This is a genomic window from Streptomyces sp. DF42, assembly GCF_058267695.1.
This window is the reverse complement of record NZ_CM177859.1, coordinates 4,450,939-4,463,113: the sequence shown is the minus strand read 5'-3', so window position 1 is coordinate 4,463,113 and position 12,175 is coordinate 4,450,939. Positions and strand designations below refer to the sequence as shown.

Genomic DNA, 12,175 nt, shown 5'->3' with positions numbered 1-12,175 from the left:
ACTAGCCATCGCCCCTTCGGGGAAAGCTCAATTACCGCTCGTCACACGGAAGTTGGGCGGCATGCCGGAAATGCACCGCACATTCCCGGCGTCCGATGCATTTCCGGCGTCGGCGCCTCCCGGCTCACGCCGGGCGCGCGCCGCGCACGGCCCACGCCCCACCACGGTCACCGAACCGATCCGCCCGCAGGCACGGACCACTCAGGCCGGCCGCGAGCGCAACCCCTCCAGCAGGATGTCCAGCAGCCGTGCCGAGGCCGCCGCCTGCTGTGCCGCGTCCGGAAGCGAGGGTGCCGCCGTCGCGATGACGAGCAGTACGTCCGACACCGACACGTCGGGCCGCAGCTGACCGGCCGCGCGCGCCCGCTCCACGAGCCGGCCCACGACCTCCAGCAGCGCCGCCGCGCCCGTGTCGTCGTCCGCCGAGATCCTCGGGACTCCGTCGGCGACCAGATGCAGCTCCCCGGAACCCGGCTGCGTCCGCTGCTGCGGCACCCGGGCCTCGTCGAAGACAGTGCCGTCGGCCTGCTCGTCGGAGACCGAGACGCGCAGCACCTGCGGCGGCAGCAGCCGCCCGGCGCCCGAGGCCACCGACGTCCGCAGGAAGCGCGAGAGCGCCGACCACGGCTCGTCCTCCTGGCCGAGGGCCGAGCGGGCCTGGTCGGTCAGCCGGGAGGTCTCCTCCTCGGCTATTCGCCGCACCAGGACGTCCTTGCTCGGGAACCGCCGGTACACGGTGCCGACACCTACCCGCGCTCGCCGCGCCACGTCCTCCATCGGCGCGCCGTACCCCAGCTCGCCGAAGACCTCCCGCGCCGCGCGCAGGACGTGCTCCAGATTGCGCTGTGCGTCCACGCGCAGCGGAGTCGTACGTGAGGTGTCCCCGCGTCCGTTGCTCGTCGCCGCGCTCACGATGCCGCCCGATGTCAGTGCAGACGCGGACGACCAATGAGAATCCTGAACATGCATAAGCGTTCCCCCGGTAATGACGTCTCCCCCCGGAGACTCTCCCCGCCATTCATTGGTTGCCAGGGCGTGGGAACAGGCCCGGTTCACCGGCCCGTCTGTCGCGGACACGATGAGCGATGGCGCATCCCCCTACACCCCGTCGACACACGAACATAGTTGAGCGAGGGTCAATTCAGAAGGGGCAGGTTCCGCACGGAGCGCCCCCCGATCGGAGTACGGGTCGCTTACGTCCCGATTACACCCCCCAAGGTCACCGGGCCCACACCTGCTGACCTGCAATCCTTCCGAGCACTCGGGCAATTCGGCCAACCCTGGGCGTCCTGGGCACGCCGTCACACAAATTGTCGGGGCTGTGGACAAACTCCAGCGCTGGGTGCGTCATGGGGTGGTGAAGGAACGTGCGCGCATTCTCGTTGTCGGCGGCGGCTACGTCGGGATGTACACGGCCCTGCGCCTGCAGAGGACGCTGAAACAGGAACTCAGGCGGGGCCAGGTCGAGATCACAGTCGTCACTCCCGACTCGTACATGACCTATCAGCCGTTCCTTCCCGAAGCGGCGGCCGGCGCCATTTCGCCCCGCCATGTCGTCGTACCGCTGCGCCGCGTCCTGGATCAGTGCCATGTCGTCATCGGCGAGGTCCGGTCGATCGACCACGCCAGGCGCACCGCCGTCCTCACCACCCTCGCCACCGAGGACGAGGGCGCGGGCCCGGAGCAGCTGACGTACGACGAACTCGTCCTGGCCCCCGGCTCGATCTCGCGCACCCTCCCGATCCCCGGTCTCGCCGACCACGGCATCGGTTTCAAGTCGGTCGAGGAGGCCATCGGCCTGCGCAACCACGTCATCGAGCAGATGGACATCGCCTCCTCCACCCGCGACCCCGCGATCCGCGACGCGGCGCTCACCTTCGTCTTCGTCGGGGGCGGATTCGCCGGTGTCGAGGCGCTCGGCGAACTCGAGGACATGGCCCGCTACGCCACCCGCTACTACCACAACGTCCGGCCCGAGGACATGAAGTGGATCCTCGTGGAGGCCTCGGACCGCATCCTGCCCGAGGTCGGCGAGGAGATGGGCCGCTACACGGTCACCGAACTGCGCCGCCGCAACATCGACGTACGCCTGCAGACCCGCCTCGACTCCTGCGTGGACCGGGTCGCCGTCCTCAGCGACGGCGCCCGCTTCCCGACCCGGACGGTCGTCTGGACGGCCGGCGTGAAACCCAGCCCGCTCCTCGCCGCCACCGACCTCCCGCTCACCGGACGAGGCCGGCTGAAGTGCACTCCCCAGCTGACGATCGACGGCGCCACGCACGCGTGGGCCGCAGGAGACGCGTCAGCCGTCCCCGACGTCACCGCCGACGAACCCGGCACGGAGACCGCCCCGAACGCCCAGCACGCCGTCCGTCAGGCCAAGCTCCTCGCCGACAACATCGCCCACGCCCTGCGCGACGAGCCCCTGGAGACGTACTCCCACAAGTACGTCGGCTCGGTCGCCTCCCTCGGCCTCCACAAGGGCGTCGCCCACGTCTACGGGCGCAAGCTGAAGGGCTACCCTGCCTGGTTCATGCACCGCGTCTACCACCTCAGCAGGGTGCCCACCTTCAACCGCAAGGCCCGTGTCCTGGCCGAATGGACGCTGTCGGGGCTCTTCAAGCGGGAGATCGTCTCACTCGGTTCGCTCGAACATCCCCGAGCGGAGTTCGAACTCGCGGCCGGTGGAAAGCCTCCTACCGACCCGAAGGGGTCGTCCTGACCGGACCGAGGAACTCCACCGACCGGGTAGGCGTCTGACGGATGTCGCCCCGGTAGGCCACACTGCCTAACTGATCCCCGCCCCCAGGGCGAGCAGAAGCTCGCTCTTCGAACCCAAGAGGCTCTCCCCATCGTGCTGCATCCCGGGGGCATCACGCCCCAGCCTTCCGGCCGGGTCCGGAGTCGGCCGAAGACGCCGAAGACGACGACACGAGGCAAGGATTCGTGAACTTCACGCGCTGGAGCGCCCGGCTCCCCGGAACGCAGCGCCGCGCCGCAGCGCGGACCGATCACACGGCCGCCCCCGACCGGCCGGCCGAGACCGCGAGCTCCGTCCCCGCGGCCCGCGCCGAACAGCTCACCGACGAGCCCGCACCCGTACCCGCCGTCGACGCGCTCCCCGTCCGCGAGGTCCTCGACCGGGTCCCGGCTCTCGTGGCCCTGGTCCACGGCCCGGACCACCGCGTCGCCTACGTCAACGACGCCTATGTGAGCGCCTTCGGCCTGCGCCCGCTCGGCGAACCCACCCGCGAGGCCCTTCCGGAACTCGACGAACTGGGCCTGCTCCCGCTCCTCGACCAGGTCCTGCGCAGCCGCAAGCCCCGCACCCTCAAGTCCCGCAAGGCCTCCGACGGCCGCTCCTACACGTTCACCTGCACCCCGGTCACCGAGGGCGACCACGCGGGCGTGCTCGTCTTCGCGACGGACGTCACCGACCACGCCGAAGCCGCCGAACGCCTCCGCGCCAGCGAGCGCCAGCAGCGCGAAACGGCGGTCACGCTCCAGCGTTCGCTGCTCCCTCAGGAGCTGGAGGAGCCGGACGACCTGCGCATCGCGGCCACCTACCAGCCCGGTGGCACGGAAGCGGCGGTCGGCGGCGACTGGTACGACGTCATCACCCTCGGCGGCGGCCGCACGGCCCTGGTCATCGGCGACGTCATGGGCCGGGGCGTCCGGGCCGCCGCCGTCATGGGCCAGCTCCGCACGGCGGTCCGCGCGTACGCCCGCCTCGACCTCCCCCCGCACGAGGTCCTCCAGCTCCTCGACGGCCTGGCCATCGAGATCGACGCCAACCAGATCGCCACGTGCGTGTACGCCATCCACGACCCGAACGAGGGCCGCCTCGTGTACGCCTCCGCCGGCCACCTCCCGATCCTCGTCCGGGACGAGAGCGGAGCGGTCGAGCGCGCCGACGAACCGACCGGCCCGCCGCTCGGCACGGGCGGCTGGATGCACACATCGGGCTCGATCCCCCTGAGCCCCGGCTCCACGGCGGTGCTCTACACGGACGGCCTGGTGGAACGCAGGAACGAGGACCTCGACGAGGGCATCGCATCCCTGGCCCGAGCCCTGTCCGGCGCGACCGGCACGCCCCAGGTCGTCTGCGACCGCCTGGTCCGCTCGGCGGGCGTCACGGCGGACCACGACGACGACGTCGCCGTCCTCGTCCTCCAGCACCCGGCCCGCACCGGCCCGGACAGCGACCTGTTCCGCAACGCGGCCCTGGAACTCCTCGGCGGCATCGAAGCGGCGCCACGCGCGCGTGCGTTCGCCTCCGGCGTGCTGACGAGCTGGCGGTTCCCGGCAGAGCTGCACGACCTCGGCGTCCTCGCCGCCAGCGAACTGGTCGCCAACTCCCTCCAGCACGGCACCCCGCCCATGCGCCTGCGCCTGCGCCGCACCGACCGCCGCCTGATCATCGAGGTCACCGACGGCGACGACCACCTCCCCCGCCGCCGCCGCGCGGAACCGGCCGACGAATCCGGCAGAGGCATCGCGATCGTGGCGACGATCGCCTCGAACTGGGGCTCCCGCCGCACACCGGGCGGCGGAAAGGCGGTCTGGTGCGAGTTCGTCCTGCCGAAGACCTGACCGGCCCTACGCCTCCGCGACCACGGTCTCCGCGGACGCCCCACCCCGCGCAACAACCCGGCTCCTGCCCAGCCACGGCCGATCCTGTACGGCGGTGAGCTGCCGACCCAGCCGTACCGCGAGGTAGGTGATCCCCAGCGAGAACAGCAGGAACGTCACGATGTACGGCGCCTGCAGCGAGGCCCCCATCGGCCCGCCGACCGCCGGCCCGACGGCCAGCGCGAGCTGCTTCACCAGGGCGAAGGCGGAGTTGTACTGCCCGGCCATCCCACTCGGCGCGAGATCGGCGACCAGCGGAGCCACGGTCGGCGACAGCATCGCCTCACCAAGCCCGAACAGGGCGTACGTCGACACGAACGCGGCCGTCGCCATCTCCTGGCTGCCGTGCCCGAGCCCGGCGTAGCCCGCCACGACCCACGCGAGGGACCAGATCAGCCCCACGGCCGCGATCACACGGGACCGCCGGCGCCGCTCGACGAACTTCAGCACGGCGAACTGCGCGACGACGATCATCAGGGTGTTGGCGGCCAGCGCCGTACCCAGCGCGGACGTCGAGATCCCGGCGGCCTCGACCCCGTACGCGCTCAGCCCCGACTCGAACTGCCCGTAGCAGGCGAAGAACAGCACGAAGCCCAGCACACACAGCTGCACCATGGCCCGATTGCCGAGCAGCTGCTTCCAGCCGCCCTTGGCCGACTGCGCCGGAGCGTCCTCGATGCGCGGCGAGTGCGGCATCCGCGCGGTGGCCATCAGGACCGCGAGCAGCACGAACACCGCAGCCTCGATCGAGAACAACAGGACGAACGAGTCGACGCGCGTAGAGTCGACGAGATGGCCGCCGATCAGGCCACCGACACCGAGCCCCAGGTTCTGCAGGAAGAACTGCGTCGCAAAGGCACGCGAGCGCGTATCGGCCGTGGAGCAGTCCACGATCATCGTCGCCAGCGCCGGCTGCATCACGGCCTGCCCGGCCCCGAGGGCCGCCGCCGACAGCAGCACGGTCGTCGCGCTGCTCGCCAGCCCCAGGCTCAGCGCTCCCAGTGCGGCGGTGGCCAGAGCGGCGAGCAGGACCGGTAGCGGGCCGCGCCGGACGATGGCCCGCCCGGCGAACGGCAGCACGATCAGCGCGGCCACGGCGAAGACGGCGAGGACGAGCCCCGCCGTCATGGCCCCCAGCCCTCGCACCTGCGCCACATAGACGTACAGGTACGGGACGGTGAAGCCGAGCCCGAACGCGCTGAGTGCGTTACCCACGTGGATCCGGCGCATCGCTGCGCCCATCGCCCTGGTCACGTTCACCTCTCTCAGATAGTTGGAGTACCTCAGTACTTAGTACCGAAGACTTCAAAGCTAAAGTTCGAAGGTGAACAGTACATCCAGAAGAACTTCAATGCCAACGAGCCCCGTGCGATACTGCGCACATGGCCCAGACCCCCGGCGTCGCGGAGCCGACCCTCGAAGAGCAGATCGCCGCGTACCAGCGCGAGTTCCGGGACCTCGACCCCCAGGTCGAGAAGATCGTCTCGGCTCTCTCCCGGCTGAACCGCCGTATGAACGTCGCCTACGGCCGCCAGACCGCCGCCCTCGGCATCAGCAACGCGGAGTGGGAGGTCCTCAAGGCCCTCGTCCTCTCCGGAGCCCCCTACCGTCTGGGCCCGAGCGACCTCGCCAAGCGCCTCGGGCTGACGCCGGCCGCGATGACCCACCGGATCGACCGCATGGTCGCCGAGGGCCTGGCGACCCGGGAGCGCGACGAGTCCAACCGCGTCCGTGTGATCGTGGAGCTGACCGCGGAGGGCCGCGAGAAGTGGCTCGAGGCCATGCGCCACGCCACGGTCTTCGAGGAGGACCTCCTCCAGGACCTGTCCCCGGAGGAGCGCACCGCCCTCGGCGAGGTACTCACCCGCCTCCTGCGCAGGGTGGAGCACGCCCAGCCGGACGCGGGCGGACGTCTCACCGACCTGGACTGAGGCGAAGAGAAAAGATCTTGACAGGGGGCAGTTGACAGCCCTCTGGGGGACGCGTAAAGTTCTTCGGGTTGCCACGGGGCCGTAACGGTTCTGCGACAGCACCTCCGCCGCACGAGCGGCACCTCAAACCATCAGCACAACCTCCCAACGGGATTGCTTTCGGCATGCCGAAATTCAATTCACTTTGGGGCGGGCAGCCCGATTAGGAACTGCCCAAGGAATCCGCTAAGGTTTGAGACGTCGGAACGGCCCAACGGCCGCGAGGACAAGCCCGCTGACTGGGAGTCAGGCCCGAAAGGATCTGATAGAGTCGGAACCGCCGGAAAGGGAAACGCGAAAGCGGAAACCTGGAAAGCACCGAGGAAATCGGATCGGGAAACGGTCTGATAGAGTCGGAAACGCAAGACCGAAGGGAAGCGCCCGGAGGAAAGCCCGAGAGGGTGAGTACAAAGGAAGCGTCCGTTCCTTGAGAACTCAACAGCGTGCCAAAAATCAACGCCAGATATGTTGATACCCCGTCCGCCGGAATCTTCCGGTGGTCGAGGTTCCTTTGAAGTAAAACACAGCGAGGACGCTGTGAACGGCTGGGCTTATTCCGCCCGGCTGTTCCGCTCTCGTGGTGTCATCCCGATTACGGGACAACATTCACGGAGAGTTTGATCCTGGCTCAGGACGAACGCTGGCGGCGTGCTTAACACATGCAAGTCGAACGATGAAGCCCTTCGGGGTGGATTAGTGGCGAACGGGTGAGTAACACGTGGGCAATCTGCCCTTCACTCTGGGACAAGCCCTGGAAACGGGGTCTAATACCGGATATCACTGTCACTCGCATGGGTGGTGGTTGAAAGCTCCGGCGGTGAAGGATGAGCCCGCGGCCTATCAGCTTGTTGGTGAGGTAATGGCTCACCAAGGCGACGACGGGTAGCCGGCCTGAGAGGGCGACCGGCCACACTGGGACTGAGACACGGCCCAGACTCCTACGGGAGGCAGCAGTGGGGAATATTGCACAATGGGCGAAAGCCTGATGCAGCGACGCCGCGTGAGGGATGACGGCCTTCGGGTTGTAAACCTCTTTCAGCAGGGAAGAAGCGAAAGTGACGGTACCTGCAGAAGAAGCGCCGGCTAACTACGTGCCAGCAGCCGCGGTAATACGTAGGGCGCAAGCGTTGTCCGGAATTATTGGGCGTAAAGAGCTCGTAGGCGGCTTGTCACGTCGGGTGTGAAAGCCCGGGGCTTAACCCCGGGTCTGCATTCGATACGGGCTAGCTAGAGTGTGGTAGGGGAGATCGGAATTCCTGGTGTAGCGGTGAAATGCGCAGATATCAGGAGGAACACCGGTGGCGAAGGCGGATCTCTGGGCCATTACTGACGCTGAGGAGCGAAAGCGTGGGGAGCGAACAGGATTAGATACCCTGGTAGTCCACGCCGTAAACGGTGGGAACTAGGTGTTGGCGACATTCCACGTCGTCGGTGCCGCAGCTAACGCATTAAGTTCCCCGCCTGGGGAGTACGGCCGCAAGGCTAAAACTCAAAGGAATTGACGGGGGCCCGCACAAGCAGCGGAGCATGTGGCTTAATTCGACGCAACGCGAAGAACCTTACCAAGGCTTGACATACGCCGGAAAGCATCAGAGATGGTGCCCCCCTTGTGGTCGGTGTACAGGTGGTGCATGGCTGTCGTCAGCTCGTGTCGTGAGATGTTGGGTTAAGTCCCGCAACGAGCGCAACCCTTGTCCTGTGTTGCCAGCATGCCCTTCGGGGTGATGGGGACTCACAGGAGACCGCCGGGGTCAACTCGGAGGAAGGTGGGGACGACGTCAAGTCATCATGCCCCTTATGTCTTGGGCTGCACACGTGCTACAATGGCCGGTACAATGAGCTGCGATACCGTGAGGTGGAGCGAATCTCAAAAAGCCGGTCTCAGTTCGGATTGGGGTCTGCAACTCGACCCCATGAAGTCGGAGTTGCTAGTAATCGCAGATCAGCATTGCTGCGGTGAATACGTTCCCGGGCCTTGTACACACCGCCCGTCACGTCACGAAAGTCGGTAACACCCGAAGCCGGTGGCCCAACCCCTTGTGGGAGGGAGCTGTCGAAGGTGGGACTGGCGATTGGGACGAAGTCGTAACAAGGTAGCCGTACCGGAAGGTGCGGCTGGATCACCTCCTTTCTAAGGAGCATCTAGACCGCCAGGCGTGCCTGGTGGTCCAGGGCCATTACGTCGGCACACGTTCGACGGTGGTTGCTCATGGGTGGAACGTTGATTATTCGGTCCGGTTCACGGGTCGGAGGCTGCCGGTACTGCTCGCAAGAGTGTGGAAAGCATGATCTTCGGACGAGATCTGGGTCGGGCACGCTGTTGGGTGTCTGAGGGTGCGAGCGTTGCTTGCCCTTCTGATGCCGGCCCCAGTGAACTCGCCGAGTGTGGCGGGGTGATGGGTGGCTGGTCGTTGTTTGAGAACTGCACAGTGGACGCGAGCATCTGTGGCCAAGTTTTTAAGGGCGCACGGTGGATGCCTTGGCACCAGGAACCGATGAAGGACGTGGGAGGCCACGATAGGCCCCGGGGAGTCGTCAACCAGGCTTTGATCCGGGGGTGTCCGAATGGGGAAACCCGGCAGTCGTCATGGGCTGTCACCCTTGCCTGAACACATAGGGCAAGTGGAGGGAACGCGGGGAAGTGAAACATCTCAGTACCCGCAGGAAGAGAAAACAACCGTGATTCCGGGAGTAGTGGCGAGCGAAACCGGATGAGGCCAAACCGTATGCGTGTGAGACCCGGCAGGGGTTGCGTATACGGGGTTGTGGGATCTCTCTTTTACGGTCTGCCGGCCGTGAGACGAGTCAGAAACCGTTGATGTAGGCGAAGGACATGCGAAAGGTCCGGCGTAGAGGGTAAGACCCCCGTAGTCGAAACATCAGCGGCTCGTTTGAGAGACACCCAAGTAGCACGGGGCCCGAGAAATCCCGTGTGAATCTGGCGGGACCACCCGCTAAGCCTAAATATTCCCTGGTGACCGATAGCGGATAGTACCGTGAGGGAATGGTGAAAAGTACCGCGGGAGCGGAGTGAAATAGTACCTGAAACCGTGTGCCTACAAGCCGTGGGAGCGTCGGAATGTGCTTGCACATTCTCGTGACTGCGTGCCTTTTGAAGAATGAGCCTGCGAGTTTGCGGTGTGTTGCGAGGTTAACCCGAGTGGGGAAGCCGTAGCGAAAGCGAGTCCGAATAGGGCGTTTTAGTAGCGCGCTCAAGACCCGAAGCGGAGTGATCTAGCCATGGGCAGGTTGAAGCGGAGGTAAGACTTCGTGGAGGACCGAACCCACCAGGGTTGAAAACCTGGGGGATGACCTGTGGTTAGGGGTGAAAGGCCAATCAAACTCCGTGATAGCTGGTTCTCCCCGAAATGCATTTAGGTGCAGCGTCGTGTGTTTCTTGCCGGAGGTAGAGCACTGGATAGGCGATGGGCCCTACCGGGTTACTGACCTTAGCCAAACTCCGAATGCCGGTAAGTGAGAGCGCGGCAGTGAGACTGTGGGGGATAAGCTCCATGGTCGAGAGGGAAACAGCCCAGAGCATCGACTAAGGCCCCTAAGCGTACGCTAAGTGGGAAAGGATGTGGAGTCGCACAGACAACCAGGAGGTTGGCTTAGAAGCAGCCACCCTTGAAAGAGTGCGTAATAGCTCACTGGTCTAGTGATTCCGCGCCGACAATGTAGCGGGGCTCAAGCGTACCGCCGAAGTCGTGTCATTGCAGCATGAGGGCCAACGCCCGCTGTGATGGGTAGGGGAGCGTCGTGTGCCGGGTGAAGCCGCGCCGGAAGGCAGTGGTGGACGGTTCACGAGTGAGAATGCAGGCATGAGTAGCGATACACACGTGAGAAACGTGTGCGCCGATTGACTAAGGGTTCCTGGGTCAAGCTGATCTGCCCAGGGTAAGTCGGGACCTAAGGCGAGGCCGACAGGCGTAGTCGATGGATAACCGGTTGATATTCCGGTACCCGCTGTGAAGCGTCAAACATTGAATCAGGCGATGCTAAGTCCGTGAAGCCGTTCCGGACCCTTCGGGGAATGGAAAGTGGTGGAGCCGACGGACCAGACTTGTAGTAGGTGAGTGATGGGGTGACGCAGGAAGGTAGTCCAGCCCGGGCGGTGGTTGTCCCGGGGTAAGGGTGTAGCCCGTCATCCAGGTAAATCCGGATGGCATGTGGGTGAGACCTGATGCCGAGCCGATTGTGGTGAAGTGGATGATCCTATGCTGTCGAGAAAAGCCTCTAGCGAGTTTCATGGCGGCCCGTACCCTAAACCGACTCAGGTGGTCAGGTAGAGAATACCGAGGCGTTCGGGTGAACTATGGTTAAGGAACTCGGCAAAATGCCCCCGTAACTTCGGGAGAAGGGGGGCCATCACTGGTGATGACATTTTCTGTCTGAGCTGGGGGTGGCCGCAGAGACCAGCGAGAAGCGACTGTTTACTAAAAACACAGGTCCGTGCGAAGCCGTAAGGCGATGTATACGGACTGACGCCTGCCCGGTGCTGGAACGTTAAGGGGACCGGTTAGTGCGCTTTCGGGCGTGCGAAGCTGAGAACTTAAGCGCCAGTAAACGGCGGTGGTAACTATAACCATCCTAAGGTAGCGAAATTCCTTGTCGGGTAAGTTCCGACCTGCACGAATGGCGTAACGACTTCTCGACTGTCTCAACCATAGGCCCGGTGAAATTGCACTACGAGTAAAGATGCTCGTTTCGCGCAGCAGGACGGAAAGACCCCGGGACCTTTACTACAGTTTGATATTGGTGTTCGGTTCGGCTTGTGTAGGATAGCTGGGAGACTGTGAACTCTGGACGCCAGTTCAGGGGGAGTCGTCGTTGAAATACCAGTCTGGTCGTGCTGGATGTCTAACCTGGGTCCGTGATCCGGATCAGGGACAGTGTCTGATGGGTAGTTTAACTGGGGCGGTTGCCTCCTAAAGAGTAACGGAGGCGCCCAAAGGTTCCCTCAGCCTGGTTGGCAATCAGGTGTTGAGTGTAAGTGCACAAGGGAGCTTGACTGTGAGACCGACGGGTCGAGCAGGGACGAAAGTCGGGACTAGTGATCCGGCGGTGGCTTGTGGAAGCGCCGTCGCTCAACGGATAAAAGGTACCCCGGGGATAACAGGCTGATCTTCCCCAAGAGTCCATATCGACGGGATGGTTTGGCACCTCGATGTCGGCTCGTCGCATCCTGGGGCTGGAGTCGGTCCCAAGGGTTGGGCTGTTCGCCCATTAAAGCGGTACGCGAGCTGGGTTTAGAACGTCGTGAGACAGTTCGGTCCCTATCCGCTGCGCGCGCAGGAATATTGAGAAGGGCTGTCCCTAGTACGAGAGGACCGGGACGGACGAACCTCTGGTGTGCCAGTTGTTCTGCCAAGGGCATGGCTGGTTGGCTACGTTCGGGAGGGATAACCGCTGAAAGCATCTAAGCGGGAAGCCTGCTTCGAGATGAGTATTCCCACCCACTTGATGGGGTAAGGCTCCCAGTAGACGACTGGGTTGATAGGCCGGATCTGGAAGCCCAGTAATGGGTGGAGGTGACCGGTACTAATAGGCCGAGGGCTTGTCCTCAGTTGCTC

At 64.8% G+C, this 12,175-nt stretch carries 5 protein-coding genes and 2 rRNA genes; 5 read left to right on the top strand and 2 right to left on the bottom strand.

The features are described from left to right. Window positions 1-201 precede the first annotated feature (201 nt). On the bottom strand, window positions 202-969 hold the full coding sequence (locus ACYUED_RS20300) for a TetR/AcrR family transcriptional regulator (RefSeq protein WP_491293694.1): 768 nt from the start codon (window positions 967-969) through the stop codon (window positions 202-204). Between the two features lie 385 nt (window positions 970-1,354). Here ACYUED_RS20300 and ACYUED_RS20295 point away from each other — a divergent pair, with 385 nt between their 5' ends. Together ACYUED_RS20295 and ACYUED_RS20290 are read left to right on the top strand one after the other, a co-directional pair. After that, a complete protein-coding gene (locus ACYUED_RS20295) occupies window positions 1,355-2,722 on the top strand; it encodes an NAD(P)/FAD-dependent oxidoreductase (protein ID WP_491294342.1) in 1,368 nt (455 codons plus the stop codon). Window positions 2,723-2,946: 224 nt separating this feature from the next. After that, window positions 2,947-4,593, top strand: coding sequence for an ATP-binding SpoIIE family protein phosphatase (locus ACYUED_RS20290; protein ID WP_491293693.1), 1,647 nt, complete (start codon window positions 2,947-2,949; stop codon window positions 4,591-4,593). A 6-nt stretch (window positions 4,594-4,599) separates the two neighbouring features. Here the strand turns inward: ACYUED_RS20290 and ACYUED_RS20285 are convergent, their stop codons facing one another. Further along, window positions 4,600-5,862 carry an MFS transporter gene (locus ACYUED_RS20285; RefSeq protein ID WP_491294340.1) on the bottom strand — a complete coding sequence of 421 codons (1,263 nt, stop codon included), beginning with the start codon at window positions 5,860-5,862 and terminating at the stop codon, window positions 4,600-4,602. Window positions 5,863-6,014: 152 nt separating this feature from the next. Between ACYUED_RS20285 and ACYUED_RS20280 the strand changes: the two genes are divergently transcribed. The 3 genes from ACYUED_RS20280 to ACYUED_RS20270 all read left to right on the top strand — a co-directional run bounded on the left by ACYUED_RS20280 (window position 6,015) and on the right by ACYUED_RS20270 (window position 12,167). Continuing rightward, entirely contained in the window at window positions 6,015-6,563 is a 549-nt protein-coding gene (locus tag ACYUED_RS20280) for a MarR family winged helix-turn-helix transcriptional regulator (protein ID WP_491293692.1), read from the top strand. Window positions 6,564-7,207: 644 nt separating this feature from the next. Beyond that, window positions 7,208-8,733: ribosomal RNA gene (locus ACYUED_RS20275) — 16S ribosomal RNA — on the top strand. A 316-nt stretch (window positions 8,734-9,049) separates the two neighbouring features. Next, window positions 9,050-12,167 (top strand): 23S ribosomal RNA (locus tag ACYUED_RS20270). The 16S and 23S rRNA genes sit together here, the layout of an rRNA operon. Window positions 12,168-12,175 lie beyond the last annotated feature (8 nt).

Excerpts from the sequence above, each read along its gene's own strand:
- ACYUED_RS20300 (WP_491293694.1), bottom strand. The coding sequence starts at position 969 with ATGCATGTTCAGGATTCTCATTGGTCGTCCGCGTCTGCACTGACATCG.
- ACYUED_RS20285 (WP_491294340.1), bottom strand. The coding sequence starts at position 5,862 with ATGCGCCGGATCCACGTGGGTAACGCACTCAGCGCGTTCGGGCTCGGC.
- ACYUED_RS20280 (WP_491293692.1), top strand. The coding sequence starts at position 6,015 with ATGGCCCAGACCCCCGGCGTCGCGGAGCCGACCCTCGAAGAGCAGATC.